General features: G+C 64.7%; 21 protein-coding genes and 1 pseudogene. 8 read left to right on the forward strand and 14 right to left on the reverse strand.

All coding sequences use genetic code 11. The features are described 5' to 3' along the window. A pseudogene (locus tag AC19YR_RS22885) lies at nucleotides 1–863 on the forward strand (hypothetical protein); the annotation flags it as partial. Here AC19YR_RS22885 and AC19YR_RS22890 read toward each other — a convergent pair. Continuing rightward, nucleotides 860–1171, reverse strand: coding sequence for a ribbon-helix-helix domain-containing protein (locus tag AC19YR_RS22890; protein WP_095107070.1), 312 nt, complete (start codon nucleotides 1169–1171; stop codon nucleotides 860–862). The pseudogene AC19YR_RS22885 and the gene AC19YR_RS22890 sit on opposite strands and share 4 nt — an antisense overlap. Before the next feature lie 14 nt (nucleotides 1172–1185). Beyond that, nucleotides 1186–1767 (reverse strand): DJ-1/PfpI family protein, encoded by a 582-nt coding sequence (locus AC19YR_RS22895; protein WP_095107068.1) that lies wholly within the window; start codon nucleotides 1765–1767, stop codon nucleotides 1186–1188. 320 nt (nucleotides 1768–2087) lie between these two features. On the opposite strand from AC19YR_RS22895, the gene AC19YR_RS22900 reads away from it, so the two are divergent. Further along, entirely contained in the window at nucleotides 2088–3023 is a 936-nt protein-coding gene (locus AC19YR_RS22900; RefSeq protein ID WP_095107066.1) for a DMT family transporter, read from the forward strand. A 115-nt stretch (nucleotides 3024–3138) separates the two neighbouring features. On the opposite strand, the gene AC19YR_RS22905 is transcribed toward AC19YR_RS22900, so the two are convergent. The 4 genes from AC19YR_RS22905 to AC19YR_RS22920 all read right to left on the reverse strand — a co-directional run bounded on the left by AC19YR_RS22905 (nucleotide 3139) and on the right by AC19YR_RS22920 (nucleotide 6449). Beyond that, the gene (locus AC19YR_RS22905) at nucleotides 3139–4353 is read right to left on the reverse strand and encodes a class I SAM-dependent methyltransferase (RefSeq protein ID WP_500600271.1); all 1215 of its coding nucleotides are present in this window, start codon (nucleotides 4351–4353) and stop codon (nucleotides 3139–3141) included. Nucleotides 4354–4452: 99 nt separating this feature from the next. Next, the gene (locus tag AC19YR_RS22910) at nucleotides 4453–5070 is read right to left on the reverse strand and encodes a TPM domain-containing protein (RefSeq protein WP_095107062.1); all 618 of its coding nucleotides are present in this window, start codon (nucleotides 5068–5070) and stop codon (nucleotides 4453–4455) included. Nucleotides 5071–5098: 28 nt separating this feature from the next. After that, the gene (locus tag AC19YR_RS22915; protein ID WP_095107060.1) at nucleotides 5099–5830 is read right to left on the reverse strand and encodes a TPM domain-containing protein; all 732 of its coding nucleotides are present in this window, start codon (nucleotides 5828–5830) and stop codon (nucleotides 5099–5101) included. 10 nt (nucleotides 5831–5840) lie between these two features. Further along, nucleotides 5841–6449, reverse strand: a complete 609-nt coding sequence (locus tag AC19YR_RS22920) for a LemA family protein (protein WP_095107058.1) — start codon at nucleotides 6447–6449, stop codon at nucleotides 5841–5843. 242 nt (nucleotides 6450–6691) lie between these two features. Between AC19YR_RS22920 and bglX the strand changes: the two genes are divergently transcribed. Then, nucleotides 6692–8971 (forward strand): beta-glucosidase BglX, encoded by a 2280-nt coding sequence (gene bglX, locus AC19YR_RS22925; protein ID WP_500600272.1) that lies wholly within the window; start codon nucleotides 6692–6694, stop codon nucleotides 8969–8971. A gap of 151 nt (nucleotides 8972–9122) precedes the next feature. Here bglX and AC19YR_RS22930 read toward each other — a convergent pair whose 3' ends face one another. The 5 genes from AC19YR_RS22930 to AC19YR_RS22950 form a co-directional block, all read right to left on the reverse strand. Next, complete coding sequence (locus AC19YR_RS22930; RefSeq protein ID WP_095107054.1) at nucleotides 9123–10280, reverse strand: phospholipase D-like domain-containing protein; 1158 nt, start codon at nucleotides 10278–10280, stop codon at nucleotides 9123–9125. A 1-nt stretch (nucleotide 10281) separates the two neighbouring features. Further along, nucleotides 10282–10872, reverse strand: coding sequence for a YceI family protein (locus AC19YR_RS22935; RefSeq protein ID WP_500600273.1), 591 nt, complete (start codon nucleotides 10870–10872; stop codon nucleotides 10282–10284). Nucleotides 10873–11078: 206 nt separating this feature from the next. After that, entirely contained in the window at nucleotides 11079–11408 is a 330-nt protein-coding gene (locus AC19YR_RS22940; RefSeq protein ID WP_500600274.1) for an amidase, read from the reverse strand. Further along, nucleotides 11405–12487, reverse strand: a complete 1083-nt coding sequence (locus AC19YR_RS22945; RefSeq protein WP_500600275.1) for a serine hydrolase domain-containing protein — start codon at nucleotides 12485–12487, stop codon at nucleotides 11405–11407. The genes AC19YR_RS22940 and AC19YR_RS22945 overlap by 4 nt, the downstream gene beginning before the upstream one ends. Nucleotides 12488–12547: 60 nt before the next feature. Next, nucleotides 12548–13423: an acyl-CoA dehydrogenase middle domain-containing protein gene (locus tag AC19YR_RS22950; protein ID WP_500600276.1), complete on the reverse strand. Its 876-nt coding sequence runs from the start codon at nucleotides 13421–13423 to the stop codon at nucleotides 12548–12550. A gap of 155 nt (nucleotides 13424–13578) precedes the next feature. Between AC19YR_RS22950 and olsB the strand changes: the two genes are divergently transcribed. Then, nucleotides 13579–14334 (forward strand): L-ornithine N(alpha)-acyltransferase, encoded by a 756-nt coding sequence (gene olsB / locus AC19YR_RS22955; protein WP_095107048.1) that lies wholly within the window; start codon nucleotides 13579–13581, stop codon nucleotides 14332–14334. Beyond that, nucleotides 14334–15125, forward strand: coding sequence for a lysophospholipid acyltransferase family protein (locus tag AC19YR_RS22960; RefSeq protein ID WP_500600277.1), 792 nt, complete (start codon nucleotides 14334–14336; stop codon nucleotides 15123–15125). Before olsB ends, AC19YR_RS22960 begins: the two co-directional genes overlap by 1 nt. Before the next feature lie 128 nt (nucleotides 15126–15253). On the opposite strand, the gene AC19YR_RS22965 is transcribed toward AC19YR_RS22960, so the two are convergent. Then, the gene (locus tag AC19YR_RS22965; protein ID WP_500600278.1) at nucleotides 15254–15832 is read right to left on the reverse strand and encodes an acyl carrier protein phosphodiesterase; all 579 of its coding nucleotides are present in this window, start codon (nucleotides 15830–15832) and stop codon (nucleotides 15254–15256) included. Between the two features lie 152 nt (nucleotides 15833–15984). Between AC19YR_RS22965 and AC19YR_RS22970 the strand changes: the two genes are divergently transcribed. Genes AC19YR_RS22970 through AC19YR_RS22980 form a run of 3 tightly spaced genes read left to right on the forward strand, consistent with a single transcriptional unit; the run spans nucleotide 15985 to nucleotide 18549 of the window. Beyond that, complete coding sequence (locus tag AC19YR_RS22970; RefSeq protein ID WP_095107042.1) at nucleotides 15985–16287, forward strand: ArsR/SmtB family transcription factor; 303 nt, start codon at nucleotides 15985–15987, stop codon at nucleotides 16285–16287. Between the two features lie 25 nt (nucleotides 16288–16312). Then, entirely contained in the window at nucleotides 16313–17479 is a 1167-nt protein-coding gene (locus AC19YR_RS22975) for an MFS transporter (RefSeq protein ID WP_500600279.1), read from the forward strand. Between the two features lie 20 nt (nucleotides 17480–17499). Next, on the forward strand, nucleotides 17500–18549 hold the full coding sequence (locus tag AC19YR_RS22980; RefSeq protein ID WP_095107038.1) for an alkene reductase: 1050 nt from the start codon (nucleotides 17500–17502) through the stop codon (nucleotides 18547–18549). Nucleotides 18550–18701: 152 nt separating this feature from the next. Here the strand turns inward: AC19YR_RS22980 and AC19YR_RS22985 are convergent, their stop codons facing one another. Further along, on the reverse strand, nucleotides 18702–20357 hold the full coding sequence (locus AC19YR_RS22985) for a type VI lipase adapter Tla3 domain-containing protein (RefSeq protein WP_500600280.1): 1656 nt from the start codon (nucleotides 20355–20357) through the stop codon (nucleotides 18702–18704). Continuing rightward, complete coding sequence (locus AC19YR_RS22990; protein WP_500600281.1) at nucleotides 20354–20470, reverse strand: effector protein Tle3 domain-containing protein; 117 nt, start codon at nucleotides 20468–20470, stop codon at nucleotides 20354–20356. The genes AC19YR_RS22985 and AC19YR_RS22990 overlap by 4 nt, the downstream gene beginning before the upstream one ends. Nucleotides 20471–20473: the final 3 nt, after the last annotated feature.

Below are 20473 nucleotides of genomic sequence, written 5' to 3' on the forward strand. Positions count from 1 at the left end.
TTGCCTACAGGCAAAGCACAATGTGGCATATGGCCAAACGCGCCGACCAGTGCTACGGCATCACGGGAACCAATCAATGCGCCCATATGCTGGGTGAGTTTTCAATGCAATGGGCCACTGCAGAACAGGAGAAAGCTTTTCGCGAGCGGGCCAACGAGGTGTTTTCCTACGGTTTTAAGATTGACGGTGTCATGGAACGGGGCTGGAACGATGTGATTTTTTGGGTTATTTGGCAGCAAGTTAAAGGGCACTTTGCGCGCTTGCCGAAATTCAAAGTGCATATGGATATTGAAGGTAAAAACGGGGAAGTTCCGCCACGTACCGGTGTTTATGTCTCTCAGGATGATCCTCTGGGTGCCCTGCAATTTGCCTGGACCGGAGGCGGCGAAGGTATGTGGAAAACACTGAAAGAATGCAAAACATTCAATGATATAGGCCTGGACGCTTTGAAAACCTTGGGACGCGCAGGCTTGTGGGGCGATGAAAACGGACTTGCAAGGTTCATTGAACAATCGCCCTATAAAGGCGTCTTTAAAGAGTCGTACTTCTACGCTCGTACCCGAGTACAAGTTCACTCTTTCACCGAACGCCCCTGCAAGTGGTACTTCGTCGAACTTCTCGAAGGCGAGTTTGAAGACAGCGACCCCGACGCCATGGCCGACGCGCCGGGCAGCGAGCCGCAGCACCCGCCGCGCAAAGCCAGCGGCGAGCCGTGCCCCCACGCCGGTTGGTGGTTCAGCCCCGCCCGTGAAGGTTCGCGGCAGTATTTCCGTGACGGCGCAATTTTTCCCAAGCTGGAAGGCGACTACGGCTACACCTTCTGGCTCTGGAGCCCGGACCAGTCCAGGCCAACGTTGCTTTAAGCCCAAGCCGGGCTGCGCACCAGGGCCAACTGCGCCGGTGCCTGAGTACGCGGCTGGCTCAGGTAACGGGTGCAACTGACCCGCAGGAACGAGGCGAAATTGACCACCTCGCCACGGTAGTCCATCACCTCTTCATAGAGCTTGGCGATCAACTGGTTGGTGCTCATGCCATCGGCCTGGGCGATTTGGGCGAGGATGTCCCAGAACTGGTTTTCCAGGCGCAGGGTGGTGACCACGCCGCGGATGCGCAGGGAGCGCGAGCGTGACTCGTAGAGCATCGGATCGGCCTTGACGTACAGCTCGCACATGGCAAAAACCTCCTTTACAGCGTGATGGTGGTGCCCAGCAACCCGAGGAAACCGGCCAGCCATTGCGGGTGGGCCGGCCAGGCCGGGGCGGTGGCCAGGTTGCCTTGCACGTGGCCCGCCGTCACGGGAATGTCGATGTAAGTGCCGCCGGCCAGGCGCACTTCCGGGGCGCAGGCCGGGTAGGCGCTGCATTCGCGGCCCGCCAGAATGCCCGCTGCCGCCAGCAGTTGCGCACCATGGCACACCGCCGCAATCGGCTTGCCGGCCCGGTCGAAATCACGCACCAGTTGCAGCACTTGGTCGTTCAGGCGCAGGTACTCCGGCGCCCGGCCGCCGGGCACCAGCAGGGCGTCGTAGTCGGCCGCCGCGACCTGGGCGAAATCGAAATTGAGGGCAAACAAGTGGCCGGGTTTTTCGCTGTAGGTCTGGTCGCCCTCGAAATCATGGATCGCCGTGCGCACGGTCTGCCCGGCGGTTTTGTCCGGGCACACCGCGTGCACGGTATGGCCCACCATCGAAAGTGCCTGGAACGGCACCATCACTTCGTAGTCTTCGACGTAATCGCCGACCAGCATCAGGATTTTCTTCGCGGCCATGACGGGGTTCCTCGGGGTAAGTACAGGAAGTATTCACCCTAGCCCCAATTGGCCGGCGTGGGTAATAACCGCCTACTACACCGGGCCTGCGCGGCGGCGGCCGAGTGTAGCAAGCGGGCTTGCCCGCGTTGGGGTGCGCAGCAGCCCTGGGGTTTGTGCAAGCAGCACCACCGATCCGGCAAGCCCGCTTGCTACGGGGTGCCTTGGCGTTGGGGAGTACAAACTGTACGCCCCACTTCGCCCCCAGCTGTAACAGCGTAACCGCGGTGGTTTATGGCTAGATGGAGGCCACCCGCCACCTTTTGATTCCGGTTGCCCCTATGACTTCCCGCGAAAACACCGGCATGGCCCTGGGCCTGCTGGGCGTGATTATCTTCAGCCTGACCCTGCCTTTCACCCGCATCGTGGTGCAGGAAATCCACCCGTTGCTCAACGGCCTGGGCCGGGCGCTGTTCGCGGCGGTGCCGGCGGCGGCGCTGTTGATGTGGCGCCGGGAGAAGTGGCCGACCTGGGCGCAGGTCAAAGGCCTGTGCCTGGTGATCGCCGGGGTGATCCTGGGGTTTCCCGTGCTGTCGGCCTGGGCCATGCGGACCCTGCCCGCCTCCCACGGTGCGCTGGTCAACGGTTTGCAGCCGCTGTGTGTGGCGCTGTATGCGGCGTGGCTGTCCCATGAGCGGCCGTCGAAAGCCTTCTGGGCCTGCGCGGCCCTGGGCAGTGCGCTGGTGCTGGGTTATGCGCTGATAAGCGGCGCCGGCAGCATCCAGGCCGGGGACTTGCTGATGCTCGGCGCCATTGCCGTGGGCGGCTTGGGTTACGCCGAGGGCGGGCGCCTGGCGCGGGAGATGGGCGGCTGGCAGGTGATCTGCTGGGCGCTGGTGCTGTCCACCCCGCTGCTGATCGGCCCGGTGGCGTACCTGGCGCTGCAACACCAGGGCCCGGTGTCGGCCAAGGCTTGGTGGGCGTTTGGCTATGTGTCGCTGTTTTCCCAGTTTCTCGGCTTTTTCGCCTGGTACGCGGGGCTGGCCATGGGCGGCATCGCCCGGGTCAGCCAGATCCAGTTGCTGCAGATTTTCTTCACCATTGCTTTTTCGGCGCTGTTTTTTGGCGAACAAGTGGCGCCGATCACGTGGCTGTTTGCCACTGGGGTGATCGCCACGGTGATGCTGGGGCGCAGGACCGGGGTGCAGGCCGCGCCGGCCAGCAAGGGCAAGGTGCCACCATCGCGAGCAGGCTCGCTCCCACAGCGGAAAAAATGAAAAACCCACCCACACCACAGTTCAACTGTGGCAGCGGGCTTGAGGGCGCCATCGCGGGCAAGCCCGCTCCCACATAGGCCAGCGCCCCTATAACCCCCTTCCCATAAGGGGGAGCTTATTCGGGCAAGTAGCCATCGGCGCGCAGCAGGGTTTCCAGGCAATGCTCGCTGATGTTGTAGAAAGCCTTGAGGGCTTGGATTTTCACCAGCAGGGCCGCCGGGCCCACGGGTTCGGGGCGTTTGATGGCGAGGATCATTTTGTTTTTGTTGGTGTGTTCCAAGGAGATGAATTCAAACACCTTGGTCTCGTAGCCGCAGGCTTCGAGGAACAGCGCACGCAGGCTGTCGGTGAGCATTTCGGCCTGTTGGCCCAGGTGCAGGCCGTATTGCAGCATCGGCTTGAGCAGCGCCGGGCTGTGGATTTGCAGGCGCAGCTGTTTATGGCAGCACGGCGAGCAGAGGATGATCGCCGCGCCCGAGCGGATGCCGGTGTGGATGGCGTAGTCGGTGGCGATGTCGCAGGCGTGCAGGGCGATCATCACGTCCAGTTCGCTGGGCGCGACGCTGCGCACGTCGCCGCATTTGAACGCCAGCCCGGGGTGTTGCAGGCGCGCGGCGGCGGCGTTGCACAGGGTCACCAGGTCTTGGCGCAGTTCTACGCCGGTGACTTGGCCGTCGGCCTGCAGGGTGTTGCGCAGGTAGTCGTGGATGGCGAAGGTCAGGTAGCCCTTGCCCGAGCCGAAATCCGCCACGCGCACCGGTTTGTCCAGGGCCAGGGGCGATGCGGTGAGGGCGTGGCTGAACACTTCGATGAACTTGTTGATCTGCTTCCACTTGCGCGACATGGCCGGGATCAGTTCGCCGCGGGCGTTGGTCACGCCCAGGTCGGCGAGGAACGGCCGGCTCAGGTCGAGGAAGCGGTGTTTCTCGCGGTCGTGTTCGGCCGAGGGCACTTCCCGCAGTTGCTGGGGCTTGCTCTTGAACAGCGAACTCTTGCCCTTTTTGCTGTATTCGAGCTGGGCTTCGTCGCTCAGGGTCAGCAAGTGCGCGTTTTTGAAGGTAGCCGGCAACAGCTCGGCGATCAGCGCCACACCCTCGTCCAGGGCCAAGTTCTTGGTGATGTCGCGGGTTTTGTAGCGGTACACGAAGCACAGGCACGCCTGCTCCTTGACCGTCACCTGCTTGACGGTGAGGCGTTGCAGCTCCACCTCGCTGCCCACGTGTTTGGCCAGCACCAGTTTGATAAAGCCGTTCTCGGCCAGGCTGGCGCGCAACAGGTCGAGAAATTGAGTGTGGTGATCGCCGCTGGCGGGGGTGGCAGGAACGGACATAAGCAAGGCGCCTCGGCGAGTGCGAATCGGAAAGTGGCGCGCATTTTAGGGGGGTTGGGCCTTGGGGACACGCAGTTATTTACGCCACGGCCCACACACTCAGGCCAGCACCACCAAGCGGTTGGGCAATTCGTTGCGTTCGTGGGTCAGCGGCACGTGTTCCTTGAGCAGTTCGCCGCAGGCTTCGATGCAGGCGATGAAGCCCGCCAGGGTCTGGCCTTGCTTCACTTGGGCGGTGAAGGTGCTGACGATGGTTTCCCAGGCCTGGTTATCGAGGCGCCGGGAGATGCCTTCGTCCACCAGGATTTCCACGTAGCGCTCGGCCTCGCTGACGAAAATCAGCACGCCGGTGCTGCCCACGGTGTGGTGCAGGTTCTGCTCCAGGAACTGGCGCCGCGCCAGGTTCGAGGCGCGCCAGTGGCGCACCGAGCGGGGGATCAGGTAGCTGGTCAGCGCCGGCAGGCGAAACACCAGGCACAGCACCACAAAACTCACCCATTGGGTCAGCAGCAGGCTGTGCATGTTCATCCAGCCGCTGGCGTAATGCACCACGCCCGGCACCACCAGCGCCAACAGGCTGGCCCACAGCAGCGGGATGTAGGCGTAGTCGTCGGCCCGCGCCGCCAGCACAGTGACCAGTTCGGCGTCGGTTTGCCGCTCGACCCGGGCAATGGCCTGGGCCACTTGCCGTTGTTCGTATTCACTCAATAAAGCCATGGTTAGCACTGCCTGTTCAGGGTTGTTGTCACCAGCCGCCCGATGCACCGCCGCCGCCGAAGCTGCCGCCGCCACCGCCAAAGCCTCCGCCGCCCCCGCCGCCGCCGAAACCGCCGCTGGCCAAGCCGCCGAGAATACCGCCGACTATTGCGCCGGGGCCACCGCGCCCACGCCCGCGCCCGCCACCCCCGCCGAGCATCACGAACACCACCAGGATCAGCAGCCCGAACAGCAAAATGCCCGAATGGCGCGTGCTGGGCCCGGCCACCGGCTCATCCAGGGGGCTGCCGCCCAGCACCAACAGCATCGCGGCGACGCCGTCGCTGATGCCCTTGCTGAACTGGCCGTTCTTGAAGGCTGGTGTGATGACCTGGTTGAGGATGATCGAGGATTGCGCGTCGGTGAGGCGCTCTTCCAGGCCATAGCCGACTTCGATGCGCAACTTGCGCTCGTCGCGGGCGACGATCAACAGCGCGCCGTTGTTCTTGTCTTTCTGGCCGATGCCCCAGTGGCGCCCCAACTGATAACCGAAGTCATCGATGCTGGTGCCTTGCAGGTCAGGCAGGGTGACCACCACCACTTGCTCACCGGTGGCCTGCTCGTGGGCGGCCAGTTGCTGGGCCAGTTGCTGGCGCACAGCGGGCTCGATCAGGTTCGCGGTATCGACCACCCGCCCGCTGAGTTCGGGGAACTTGAGTTCGGCCTGGGCCGTGAGGGCCAAGGCCCAGAGCAGCGACAGGCCGATGTTCAACAGGCGCATGGCAGGTTCCTTAGAACTTCACTTGCGGGGCTTTGTCGGCGTCGGGGCTGGTGGCCTCGAAGTTCTCGCGGATCGGCAGGTCGCTGTACATCACGCTGTGCCACAAGCGGCCAGGGAAGGTGCGCAGCTCGGTGTTGTACTTCTGCACCGCGAGGATGAAGTCGCGCCGCGCCACGCTGATGCGGTTCTCGGTGCCTTCGAGTTGCGATTGCAGGGCCAGGAAGTTCTGGTTGGCCTTGAGGTCCGGGTAGCGCTCGGACACCACCATCAAACGGCTGAGGGCGCCGGTGAGTTGGTCCTGGGCCTGTTGGAACTGTTTGAGTTTTTCCGGGTTGTCCAGGGTGCTGGCGTCCACCTGAATGGACGTGGCCTTGGCCCGCGCCTCGATCACGGCGGTGAGGGTTTCCTGTTCGTGCTGGGCGTAGCCCTTGACCGTTTCCACCAGGTTGGGGATCAGGTCGGCGCGGCGCTGGTACTGGTTCTGCACCTGGGACCAAGCGGCCTTGGCCTGCTCGTCCAGGGTGGGAATGGTGTTGATGCCGCAGCCGCTGAGCAGCGTGCCGACCAGCAGCAAGACCGCCAACTGCCAACCTGCGCGATAACCGTTTGGTGTGTTCATGGTGGTGACGCTCCCTCGGAGAATTGGAACCGGCGCTGGCCAGTGCCTGGCACTTTAATGTTGCGCCGCTACTGGCAAGCATCAAGCCTTTGAGCTAAAAGATGCCCTGTGCGAAAAGTCGTTGCCGAGTGTGCGGTATTTACCTGCACAACACCCGAACAACAATAGCCGCTCCCTATTTTTTGGCGAACGGGCTGCGTTTTTTTATAACGAGGCCCGCTCGCACCCCGAGAACAATATTGATGAAGAAGTTGTGTTTGCTGAGCCTGGCCATCGCCCTGGCCAGCCCTGGCGCGTGGGCCGCCACCGTCGATAACAAGGAAGCGTTCGTCAGTGACCTGCTCAAGCAGATGACCCTGGACGAAAAGATCGGCCAGTTGCGCCTTATCAGCATCGGCCCGGAAATGCCCCGCGAATTGATCCGCAAGGAAATCGCCGCCGGACGCATCGGCGGCACGTTCAACTCCATCACCCGCCCGGAAAACCGGCCGATGCAGGACGCGGCGATGCACAGCCGCCTGAAGATCCCGATGTTCTTCGCCTATGACGTGATCCACGGCCACCGCACGATTTTCCCGATCCCCCTGGCGCTGGCCGCCTCCTGGGACATGGACGCCATTGGCCTGAGCGGGCGCATCAGCGCCAAGGAAGCCGCCGCCGACAGCATCGACCTGACATTCGCGCCGATGGTCGATGTGTCCCGCGACCCACGCTGGGGCCGCACCTCCGAAGGCTTTGGCGAAGACACCTACCTGGTTTCACGCATCGCCCAGGTGATGGTCCGCGCCTTCCAGGGCCCGGCGCCGAGCGCGGCCGACAGCATCATGGCCAGCGTCAAGCACTTCGCCCTGTACGGCGCGGTCGAGGGCGGGCGTGACTACAACATCGTCGACATGAGCCTGGTCAAGATGTACCAGGACTACCTGCCGCCCTACCGCGCCGCCATCGACGCCGGTGCCGGCGGGGTGATGACCGCGCTCAACTCCATCAACGGTGTGCCGGCCTCTTCCAATACCTGGCTGATGCAAGACCTGCTGCGCAAGGAATGGGGCTTCAAGGGCCTGACCGTGAGCGACCATGGCGCAGTGTTCGAGCTCATCAACCACGGCGTGGCCCGCGATGGCCGCGAGGCGGCGAAACTGGCGATCAAGGCCGGCATCGACATGAGCATGAACGACAGCCTGTACGGCAAGGAACTGCCGGGGCTGCTCAAGGCCGGCGACATCGCCCAGAGCGACATCGACAACGCCGTGCGCGAAGTGCTGGGCGCCAAGTACGACATGGGCCTGTTCAAGGACCCGTACCTGCGCATCGGCAAGGCCGAGCAAGACCCGGCCGACCTCTACGCCCCCGAGCGCATGCACCGCAGCGAAGCCCGCGACGTGGCGCGCCGCAGCATGGTGCTGCTGGAAAACCGCAACCAGACCCTGCCGCTGGCCAAGACCGCGAAAATCGCCCTGGTCGGCCCGCTGGCCAAGGCGCCCATCGACATGATGGGCAGTTGGGCCGCCGCCGGGCGCCCGGACCAATCGGTGACCCTGTTCGACGGCATGCGCGCGGCCATGGGCCAGCAAGCCACCCTGACCTACGCCCGCGGCGCCAACATCACGGGCGATGCCAAGGTGCTCGGCTACCTGAACTTCCTCAACTTCGACGCCCCGGAAGTGGTGGATGACCCGCGCCCGGCCGCGCAACTGATCGCCGAGGCGGTGAAAGCCGCGCAGCAGGCCGATGTGGTGGTGGCCGCGGTGGGCGAGTCGCGGGGCATGTCCCACGAATCCTCCAGCCGCACCGACCTGAACATTCCGGCCAGCCAACGCGAACTGATTAAAGCCCTCAAGGCCACCGGCAAGCCGTTGGTGTTGGTGCTGATGAACGGCCGGCCGCTGTCGATCGTGGACGAGAAGGAACAGGCCGACGCCATCCTGGAAACCTGGTTCGCCGGCACCGAAGGCGGCAACGCCATCGCCGACGTGCTGTTCGGCGACTACAACCCGTCGGGCAAACTGCCCCTGACCTTCCCGCGCTCGGTAGGCCAGATCCCCACCTACTACAACCACCTGAGCATCGGCCGCCCGTTCACCCCGGGCAAACCCGGCAACTACACCTCCCAATACTTCGACGACACCACCGGGCCGCTGTACCCGTTCGGCTATGGCCTGAGCTACACCGACTTCAGCCTCAGCGACATGGCGCTGTCGTCCACCACGCTGAACAAAAGCGGCACCCTGGACGCCACCATCAAGGTCAAGAACACCGGCCGGCGCGATGGCGAAACCGTGGTGCAGTTGTACGTGCAGGACGTCACCGGCTCGATGATCCGCCCGGTCAAGGAGCTCAAGGGCTTCCAGAAATTGATGCTCAAGGCCGGCGAAGAGAAGGTGCTGCGCTTTACCCTGAGCGAGGACGACTTGAAGTTCTACAACACCCAACTGCAATACGCCGCCGAACCGGGCAAGTTCAACGTGCAGATCGGCCTCAACTCGCGGGATGTGAAGCAGCAGAGTTTTGAGTTGCTCTGACTGAAAACGGTGGGGCTGATGTGGGAACGGGCCGGGCGGCGCTCCGCACGCCCCCCGGTTGCGGTGGGTCAGCCAGTAGATGGGCTGGCCGTTAATCTGCCATCGCGGGCGAGCCCGCTCCCACAGTTGTTCGCATTAATCGCTGCCTGGCTCAGCCGCGCCTATCCAGCAAGTTGACCACCACCCGGTCCACCCAACCCCATATCCGCTGCTTGACCCGCCGCCACAACGGGCGGCGCTGCCAATCCTGCAGGCTGACGATTTCGCTTTGGGCGAAATCGGCCTCGAAACTGGCCGCCACGGCTCGGGTCAGGTCCGGGTCGAGGGCTTCGAGGTTGGCTTCCAGGTTGAAGCGCAGGTTCCAGTGGTCGAAGTTGCATGAGCCAATGCTCACCCAGTCATCGACCAGCACCATTTTCAGGTGCAAAAAACACGGCTGGTATTCAAAAATCCGCACCCCGGCCTTGAGCAGCCGTGGGTAATAGCGGTGCCCGGCATAACGCACCGAAGGGTGGTCGGTGCGCGGCCCGGTGAGCAACAGGCGCACGTCCACGCCCCGGGCGGCAGCCTTGCGCAGGGAGCGGCGCACTTTCCAGGTAGGCAGAAAATACGGCGTGGCCAGCCAAATCCGCCGTTGCCCGCTGTTGAGGGCACGCACCAGGGCTTGGAGGATGTCGCGGTGCTGGCGGGCGTCGGCGTAGGCCACCCGGCCCATGCCCGAACCACTGGGCGGCACCCGGGGCAGGCGTTGCAGGCCAAAGTGCGAGGTGGGTTTCCACGCCGTGCGGTGGCGGTTGGCGAGCCATTGGCGGTCGAACAGCATTTGCCAATCGAGCACCAGCGGCCCGCTGATCTGCACCATCACTTCGTGCCATTGGCTGACGTCTTCGCCGGGCATCCAGAACTCATCCGTCACCCCCGTGCCACCGACCACCGCCAGGCCCTGGTCCACCAGCAGCAGTTTGCGGTGGTCGCGGTACAGGTTACGCACCCAGCGCCGCCAACTGAGGCGGTTGTAGAAGCGCAACTCGACCCCGGCATCGGTCAGGCGCCGACGCAGCCCTAGGGTGAAGGCCAGGCTGCCGTAGTCGTCGAACAGGCAACGCACCCGCACACCGCGCTCGGCGGCTTGTACCAGGGCCTGGACCATGGCTTCGGCGCAGGCGCCCGCCTCCACCAGGTACAGCTCCAGTTCCACCTGCTGCTCGGCGCGGGCGATGGCCACCAGCATGCGCGGGAAAAACTGCGGGCCGTCGATCAACAGCTCGAAGCGGTTGCCTTCACGCCAGGGGAACACCCCGCCGCTCATGTCAGCGCGCCGTGAAAATCAGCACCGCACCCACCGGCACCGACAAACTGATGGCCTTGAGCCCGGCCGCTTTGCGCAGGGCCTCCAGGCCCGGTTGCAGGTCGAAGTCACGGGCATTGAGCACCAACGGCTCCAGGGTCACGACCTGAAAGCGCCGGTCGTCCAGGCGCGTGGCCAGCAGCTCGGCGTTATAGCTATGGGCCTTGCCGTGCAGGGTCACGGTCAGGGGCAGGCGCAATTCCAGTTGGGCGCCGGGGGCCAGGTCGTTGATGGGGCGCAGGTCGATCTGCGCACTGACCAGGGCCTGGGGGAAGCTCTTGACCTCGAACAGATCGCGGCGCATGCGCTCATCGCGCAGGGGAATGCCGCTGAGGACGGAGTCCATCTCCACCTGCAACTGCGCCGCGCCCTTGGCGTCCACCTTGCCATGCAGGACCAAAAAGCGCTGAACTTCGGAAATATGGGTGTTTTTTGTGGTGATAAACGACAAACGCGAAGATTCGCCATCCAAATACCAATTGGCCTGGGCCGACAGCGCGGTACAGGCCAACAGCACGGCCGACAGGGTTTTGCACAGGGAAAGGCTGGACATAGGCACTCATGAACCGGGAAACGTGAGGCGAACAGTACCCGCCCGGTGGGCCGTTGCAAACTGTTGATCGATGGCGACAGGCCTTGTGGGCGCGGCGCGGCAGCGATCTGGCTTGCCCGCGATTGCGGATTGCCTGCCGGCGCATTGGTTGGTTGACCCAATGCCGTCGCTGCATGGGTAGCTACATAACTGGGGTTGGGGGCATCTCACTCCACCAACCGACACCCCACCCGTTCCCCCAACCACGCGGCACCGTGACTTCGGCCCAGGCCGCTGGCGGTGACCTGTTGGGTCGCCGGGTCGTCGCGCAAGCCGCTGAGCGGCAGGTACTGGCGCACATAGCCTTGGCAGTAAGCGGCCGGGTGCTGCATCACGTAGCGGCACGAGCAGTACTCCTTGGCGGTGTAAGCACTCAGGATGTCGGGAAACGCCTCAAGGGCCTGGCGTGCCTGCCAGGCCCAGGCCAGCAGGGCCAACAGGAACAGGCCCAGCAGGCCGAGGAACGGGTGGCGGCGCAGCCAGGGGCGGCGGTTCATGGCTGCACCGCGGCGAGGATGCGGGCCAGCAGTTCGTTGTGGCGGAAACTGGCGTCACGGTCGTCGCCGTAGCGCACGATCACCAGGTTGGCGCCAGGGATCACATACAACGCCTGGCCCCAGTGGCCAAGGGCGGCGAAGGCGTCGGCCGGGGCGGCGGGCCAGGGCCGGTCGGCGCCGCCCACCGCGCGGTTGAGCCACCAGTGGCCGCCCGGCACGGCGGCGTCCTGGCCGGCGCGGTAACCGGCAAAGGGCTGGCGGCTGAACGCGACCCACTGGCGCGGTAGCAATTGGCGGCCCTCCCAGCGCCCGTCGCGCAGCATCAGCAGGCCCACGCGCGCCAGGTCGCGGGCGGTGAGGTAGGCATAGGACGAAGCAACAAAAGTGCCGCTGGCGTCGGTTTCCCACACGGCACCGCGGATGCCCAGGGGCTCGAACAGCGCGGTCCAGGGATAGTCCGCATACCGCGCGCCGAGCATGCCTTTGAGCGCCGCCGAGAGCAGGTTGCTGTCGCCGCTGGAATAGCGGAACGCCCGCCCCGGCGCGCTGGCGGCCGGGTGCGCAGCGGTAAAGGCGGCCATGTCCGCCCGCCCGCGGGTGTAGAGCATGGCCACCACCGAGGAGTTGAGCGGCGCGTATTCGTAGTCTTCCTGCCAGTCCAGGCCCGAGGCCCAGTGCAGCAAGTCGGCCAGGGTGATGGCCGGGTGGCCGGCCAGGGCTGGGTAGTAGCGCATCGCCGGGTCGGTGAGGGCAAAATGCCCTTCGCCATGGGCCACGCCCAGCAGAGTGGCCAGCAGGCTTTTGCTGATGGACCAGGTCAGGTGCGGGGTGTCGGCGGTGGTGGGCGCGGCGTAGCGTTCGTAGATGACCTGGCCGTCGCGGATCACCACTAAGGCGTCGGTGCGGATGCCCTCGCGGGTGGCGTCGTCGCGAGGGGCGAAGGCGTAGTCTTCCAGGGCCTTGAGCGCCGGGCCGGCCAGGGGCGGGCCGGCGTCCCACTGCTCGCCCGGCCAGTTTTCGGCGCGCGCGCCCAGGCTTGTCAGCAACAGCACAACCAGCAGGGTCAGGCCTTTGAACATGGCGAGGGCTCGGCGAAGGGGTGGGCCAAGCCTAGCCGAGCCACATGACAGTTGCCGCGTTTATCCGGCCAGGGCCTTGGCCAGGCGTTGGGCCCGCGCCGCGCCGGCCAGTTGCAGCAAGCCCTGGTCGCGCTGCCACAGGCCCGCCCACATCGCCGGGCCCGCCGCCAACGCCGCGTCCAACTCAGGCTTGAGGGCCTCGAACTGGGCAAACACACCGCCCAGCAGCACATGGGCGGCGCGCTCGTCGGGGCAGTGGCGGCTGACTTCGGCGCACCCGGCCAACAGCGCCAGCAGGCGCAGTTGCAGGGGTTGCGCCCAGGCGCAGTCCTGCCCCACGCCATACAACCAGGCGCACAGGGCGCTGAGCACGTAGGTGTCTTCCAGGGTGCGGAAGGGTTTGACGTAGGCGTCCCAGCCGTCCCCGGCCAGCAGTTCGCAGTGGGCGTTGTCCAGGTGCAGGCGGCCGTGGCTGATCTCCGGCATCAGGGCAATGGGCGGCAGTTTTTCCACGCGCACGCCGGCCTCCCCGGCGTACACCACGGCCAGGTTCAGGCGTGCAGGTTCGCCCAAGGCTTCGCTGCGCGCCGACACCAGCAGCCAGTCCGCCGCGTCACCGGCGGTGACGAAGTCCTTGCGCCCGCTCAGGCGCAAGTTGTCGAGGCGGGTGTGCATGTCGCTGGGGCGCAGGCTGCGCTGTTCGGTCGCACACAAAGCGCCCAGGGTGGGCGGTGCACTGGGCCACAACATGCGCAACGCAGCCTGGTAACCGAGCAGGAACGCCCACCCGGGCGTGGCCGCCCCATGGCCACCGCGCACCGCCAATTCAAACGGCGCAACGCTGCCGATTTGCTCCAGCACTGCGCTGTAACCCTGCGCCAGGTCAGGGTGGGCGGGCATTCGCGCAGGCGCATTGAACAGGGTCGACCAAGGCATGAAAGGGTCCTCAAGGGGCTGTCACATAAGCATCACCAAAGCTTCATGGCGATGACACCGGGGCTACATAGCCTGACTTTGCACAACAATTGGACACAAAGAAAGTCGCTCGGCTGCCACCCATGATGGGGCCGTGGCCCGTACGGAGATCGGCAATGACTCAACTCGCACGCAGCACCGACACCGGCACCGAACGCCACCTGCAAGCCGAGCGCCTGATCGGCGCCCAGGCCTTGCGCGAGGCCCAGGCCCTGCGCTTCAACGTGTTCAGTGGCGAGTTCAACGCCAAGCTCAAGGGCGCGGAGCTGGGCCTGGACATGGATGACTACGATGTGCACTGCGCCCACATCGGCGTGCGCGACCTCAACAGCGGGCGCCTGGTGGCGACCACGCGCCTGCTGGACCACCAGGCCGCCAGCAGCCTGGGGCGGTTCTACAGCGAAGAAGAGTTCAGCCTGCACGGCTTGGTCCACCTCAAAGGCCCGATCCTGGAAATCGGCCGCACCTGCGTTGACCCGGCGTACCGCAACGGCGGCACCATCGCCGTGCTCTGGGGCGAATTGGCCGAAGTGCTCAACCAGGGCGGCTACAGCTACCTGATGGGCTGCGCCAGCATCCCCATGCAGGACGGTGGCCTGCAGGCCCAGGCGATCATGCAGCGCCTGCGCGAACGCCACCTGTGCACCGAGCACCTGCGGGCCGAACCGAAAAACCCGTTGCCCCACCTGGACGTGCCGGCCAATGTCATCGCGCAGATGCCGCCGCTGCTCAAGGCCTATATGCGCCTGGGCGCGAAGATCTGCGGCGAGCCGTGCTGGGACGAGGACTTCCAGGTGGCCGACGTGTTTATCCTGCTCAAGCGCGACGAGTTGTGCCCGCGCTACGCCCGCCACTTCAAGGCGGCCGTGTGATGAGCCGGTTGCGGGTGTACGCGCGCATCGCCCGGGTGCTGATGGTGGTGGCGCTGGGGTTGAGCATGGCCACGCTGTTCGGCCTGTTCGAGCGCCTGGGCATCGCCAACTCCATGGTGCGGCGCCAGCGCTGGTCGCGGTTTTTCATGGCGCGCCTGAGCAACGCCCTGCCCTTTCGCGTGCGGGTGCTGGGCCAGGTGCCGGCACAACCGTTGCTGTGGGTGAGCAACCATGTGTCCTGGACCGACATCCCGCTGCTGGGCATGCTCACGCCGCTGTCGTTTCTGTCCAAGGCCGAAGTGCGCACCTGGCCGGTGGCCGGGTGGTTGGCGGCCAAGGCCGGCAGCCTGTTTATCCGCCGCGGCTCGGGCGACAGCCAGTTGATCCGCAAGCAGATGAGCCGGCATCTGGAGCAACAGCACCCGCTGCTGATGTTCCCCGAAGGCACCACCACCGACGGCCGTGCCCTGCGCACGTTCCATGGGCGCTTGCTGTCGGCGGCCATCGACACCGCCACCGCGGTACAACCCGTGGCGATCCGCTATTTGCGCCACGGCCAGCTCGACCCGCTCGCGCCGTTCATTGGCGACGATGACTTGCTCTCGCACCTGATGCGCCTGTTCGCCAACGATCAGGGCGAGGTGGAAATCCACCTGCTCAAACCCATCCCCAGCCTGGGCAAAGAACGCGCCGCCCTGGCCTTCGAGGCCCAGCAAGCAGTGCAAAAAGCCCTGTTTGGCGCCCTGCCCCACCCCCAGCAGATGCCCGTGCGCCCAGCGTTTGCGGCGTGAGCTATAGGGGGGGGAGGCGACCTGTGGAGGGCCTGCCCGTGATGGCGGTGTGACAGCCACCGAAAATATCGGCTAGCTGGCCGCTATCACGAGCAGGCTCGCTCCCACGGGGGAACTCCCCAGGGGTTTCAGGTCGCCAGGCGACCGTGGGAAAACACCTGCAACTGCGGATAAAACAGCCGAAAGTCGTCACTCAACGGCTCGTACAAGCGCTCCAGTTCTGCCATCGCCGCGTTCAACTCCTCTGGCCGTGACAGGCGCCGGGCGATACCGCGCAGGACTTGCTCGAGCACGGCGAAATCCCGGTACGAACCCAGCCAGTCGTTGGCCATCATGTGCGGCGCGACCCGGGCCAAGCGCTCGGGCAGGCACGGCTCGGCCGCCAGCACCCGGTACACCCCGGCCGTGAAGTGCTCCAACGGCCCGTCGCTGTACTGCGCCCAGTCGCGGGCCAGGCAATGGTCGAAAAACACGTCCAAGACAATCCCCGCATAGCGCCGCCGCGTATCGGTAAAGCGCGACAGCGCCTGGCCCACCACGGCATGGCGGTCGGTGAAGACGTCGATCTGGCGGTGCAGCGCAATGGCCGCTTCGATTTGCGGCGGGTAATGCCCGCGCAACTGCCCTTTGACGAAATCGCCATACAGGCTGCCCAGCAATTGCCCCGGGCGCTGGCCACCGAGGTGAAGATGTGCGAGATAGTTCATCGGCGCAGCTTAGCACTGCGCCCTACATATCGTTATAACCCGATATACCGATTTATGCTGATATCAGATCAAAATCATATTGGTATATCGCGAAATACCGATTTAAAGTTCGCCTCATCGCGATATAACGTTTTACCCACCCGAGCACCGCCATGAATATTGACCTCGACGAAATAATAAAAGCCCTGGCACACCCAGTACGGCGAGACATTCTCAACTGGCTCAAGGACCCCAAGGTCCAGTTCCCCGACCAGACCCACAACCACGAGTACGGCATTTGCGCCGGGCAGATCGACCAACGCTGCGGCCTGTCGCAATCGACCGTCTCCGCGCACCTGGCGACCCTGCAACGGGCCGGCCTGATTACCAGCCAGAAAGCCGGCCAGTGGCACTTTTTCAAACGCAACGAGGACGTGATCCAAGCGTTCATCCGCGCCATCAGCAAAGAGCTCTGACCCAGAGTTCCACAAGGATTCACCCATGCCCCTCTCGCTCCTCATCCTGGCCTTGAGCGCCTTCGCCATCGGCACCACCGAGTTCGTCATCATGGGCCTTCTGCCCGATGTGGCGGCGGACCTGGGCGTGTCGATCCCCGGCGCCGGGTGGCTGGTCACCGGCTACGCCCTGGGCGTGGCCATCGGTGCACCCTTTATGGCCCTGGCCACCGCTCGGCTGCCGCGCAAGGCTGCGCTGGTGGCGTTGATGGGCATCTTCATCATCGGCAACTTGCTCTGCGCCCTGGCCAGTGACTACAACGTGCTGATGTTCGCCCGGGTCGTCACAGCCCTGTGCCATGGTGCGTTCTTCGGTATCGGCTCGGTGGTGGCAGCCAACCTGGTGCCGGCCAACAAGCGGGCGTCGGCCGTTGCGCTGATGTTCACCGGCCTGACCCTGGCCAACGTCCTCGGCGTGCCGCTGGGCACCGCCCTGGGCCAGGAATACGGCTGGCGCTCGACCTTCTGGGCGGTGACGGTGATTGGCGTGATCGCCTTGATCGGCCTGATCCGCTTCCTGCCGGCCAAGCGCGACGAGGAAAAACTCGACATGGGCGCCGAACTGGCGGCCCTCAAGGGTGCGGGGATCTGGCTGTCGCTGAGCATGACGGCGCTGTTCTCGGCGTCCATGTTCACCCTGTTCACCTACGTCGCGCCGCTGCTGGGGGACGTCACCGGCGTCTCGCCCAAGGGCGTGACCTGGACCCTGCTGCTGATCGGCCTGGGCCTGACCCTGGGCAATATCATCGGCGGCAAGCTGGCGGACAAACGCCTGGCGGCGACCCTGATCGGCGTATTCGTGGCCATGGCCGTGGTGTCCACGGTGCTGAGCTGGACCAGCGTGGCATTGATCCCTACCGAGATCACCCTGTTCCTGTGGGCCGTGGCCTCCTTCGCCGCGGTGCCGGCGCTGCAGATCAACGTGGTGACCTTCGGCAAGGCCGCGCCGAACCTGGTGTCGACCCTGAACATCGGCGCGTTCAACGTCGGCAATGCCCTCGGCGCCTGGGTCGGCGGCAGCGTGATCGCCCACGGCTTGGGCCTGACCCGCGTGCCCCTGGCCGCCGGCGCCTTGGCGATCCTGGCGCTGCTGGTGACTCTCATTACCTTCCGTCAGGGCGGCAATGCTGACCTGGCCCCCGCAACTAACTGACTACCCAGAGGATTATTGGCATGACGACTATTTTTGACCCCATCACCCTCGGCGACCTCCAACTGCCTAATCGCATCATCATGGCGCCCCTGACCCGCTGCCGCGCTGACGAGGGCCGGGTGCCCAACGCGCTGATGGCCGAGTACTACGTGCAACGTGCCTCCGCGGGCCTGATCCTCAGTGAAGCCACCTCGGTCACGCCCCTGGGCGTGGGTTACCCGGACACCCCGGGCATCTGGTCCAACGACCAGGTGCGCGGCTGGAGCAACGTCACCCGCGCCATCCACGGCGCGGGCGGGCGAATCTTCCTGCAGCTGTGGCACGTGGGGCGCATTTCCCATCCCTCGTACCTGAACGGCGAAACCCCGGTGGCGCCAAGCGCGCTGCAACCCAAGGGCCACGTCAGCCTGGTGCGCCCACTGGCGGACTACCCCACCCCGCGCGCCCTGGAAACCGAAGAAGTGGCCGACATTGTCGAGGCCTACCGCGTGGGTGCGGAAAACGCCAAGGCCGCCGGTTTTGACGGCGTGGAGATCCACGGCGCGAACGGCTACCTGCTCGACCAGTTCCTGCAAAGCAGCACCAACCAGCGCACCGATCGCTACGGCGGCTCCCTGGAAAACCGCGCGCGCCTGCTGCTGGAAGTGACCGACGCCGCCATCGAAGTCTGGGGCGCCGGCCGCGTCGGCGTGCACCTGGCGCCGCGGGCCGATTCCCACGACATGGGCGACGCCAACCTCAGCGAAACCTTCACCTACGTGGCCCGGGAGCTGGGCAAACGCGGCATCGCGTTCATCTGCTCGCGGGAAAAGGAAGGCGCCGACAGCCTCGGCCCGCAACTCAAGCAAGCCTTCGGCGGCCCGTACATCGCCAACGAACGCTTCACCAAGGCCAGCGCCAACGCCTGGCTGGCCAGCGGCAAGGCTGACGCGGTCGCCTTCGGCATCCCGTTCATCGCCAACCCGGACCTGCCGGCCCGCCTCAAAGCCGATGCACCGCTCAACGAGCCGCACCCGGAAACCTTCTACGGCAAAGGCCCGGTGGGCTACATCGACTACCCGGTGCTGTAACGCAGGTGCCCGCTCACTAAAAAGGCCCGCGCCCTTCTGGACGCGGGCCTTTTTTGCACCCTCGGCCTAGCGCAACAGCGCGGGCCTCTCGGGGATTCGCGGTGCCGCTATCGCAGCACGGGATCGTGCCCGCCACTGCTGTTGGGGTGGTTTCATTGCCTCACCCCCGGCGCGCCGAAAAGGAAGGGGTCGGCCCAGCGGGTTTTCGCGTTGTGGGCTTTGGTGGCTGCGTCGGGCGGGCGGACCATTTGCACGGTGGTGCTGCCGTCGCTGCCGTTGTAGACCACCGCGCTGGTGCCGCCATCGAGGTAGCTGGCCATGGTAGCCAGGTTGATGGCCACCAGCGCACTGCTGACCCCGGTATTACCCAGGCGACGGCCCAGGTCGTAGCCTTCGTCGACATTGCCCAGCTCAATACCGGTGCCGTCGGTGTTGAGGGTGTGCAGGGTGTTGTTGAGGGCAATCAGGCCGTCGATGTTGTCGGTGCTGTCGTAGAACACCCGCACCGGGGCAGCGCCTTCGGGCAAGGTGTTCAGGGCTTTGAGCCAGGCGCCTTGCAAGGCTTTGACCTGTAGCGCGGGCTTGAGGCGCTTGCCGGTTTCGTCGCTCATCGCCACTTTGATCGGGCGGTGCAGGTAACCGAGCATGGGCGCGGCGTCGAACTCCTTGACCTGGTGTTCGGCCCAACGCACGGGCAGCCAAGGGGTGGGTGTGAAATGGCCGGGGCCGCGATTGCTCAGGGTTTGCCACAGCTGCGGGAGTTGGGCGTGCCAGTAGGCGCTTGGCATGGTGCCGGGGCCATACGCATTCTCCACGCCTTCCGCCTGCTTCTTGGCCGCATAGATATCGTCGAATAAAAAAGAATGCTTCCAGTAGAAGGCCCATAACTTGCCCAGATCGGTGCGCTTGTTCTGGTTGTCCTCTTCTTCGTTGGTGGCGAACGGGCGTAGGTATTGATCGACCCGATCCGAGCGCGATACCAGCAGGCCGGTCATGCTTTCGTAAACCTTGGGTACGAAGTGACCATCCTGGAGCCCCGGCGTTCCGGCTACCCGGTTAGCGCTACGGACCACATCACCATCCTCGCTGACGATTAATGCTTGCGGCACCTGCGGATGTTCGTCGAAAAGTTGGAAGATTTTTTCGATCATGGGTTGGGCGTGGGTGGTGTTGTCCGCGTCTTGCCAGAGAAACAGGGTTACGCCGAGGGTGGCAGCATTGCGTCCGCTCACAATGTTCGTTTCCGCGCCGTTGTCTTTGGGTTGTTTGAGAGGGCCAAGCGCAAAGGTCGGCAAGGGCCAGTAGGCCACGGCATCGCGGGCGGAATGGCGGAAGGCGGCACGGGTGTTAAGTCTGGCGTTATCACGTCGGGTGCCCGCCGAGTAAGGATAGTCCTCGGCCTTCTGTGAGTAGATAGAACTGAAGTTATCGTTCTTTTCCTGAATGAGTCGCCAGACCGTGGAGTGATAGTCCTGATCCACCGCTAACCCCACCGCCCTGATTTCCAGCGCATAGGTCCGTTCGCGCTCCGCGATTTGCTCGGCGGTCAGTGGCGCCGGTTGCGTAACCGCCAGCCTTGGATTGACCCACTGCATCAGGGCCTTGCCACCCCACACCGCGCCATACAGCAACGCCACGACACCGCATACGGCAGCCAGGCCAACGAGGGTGGGTGGCGCAATGTTTCTCATCGTCATTTCGTCTGTCTCTAAGTACGTGATCGCTTGATAGGTCACGAACGTCAGCCAACCGAGAACCAGTACGAACCCGGTCCAGAGGAAAGCCTTTGAACCCGGCCGGCTGCTCATGATTGACCTCCTGTGTGGCCGGGTCTTCTGACCAATGGGGGCGGCGTCATGGGCACCAGCTCAGGAGAGGGAAATGTTCCGTATTGGTAGTAACGGAAATTGGCAGTGACCAAGGC

Source organism: Pseudomonas sp. MF08817 (assembly GCF_059862705.1).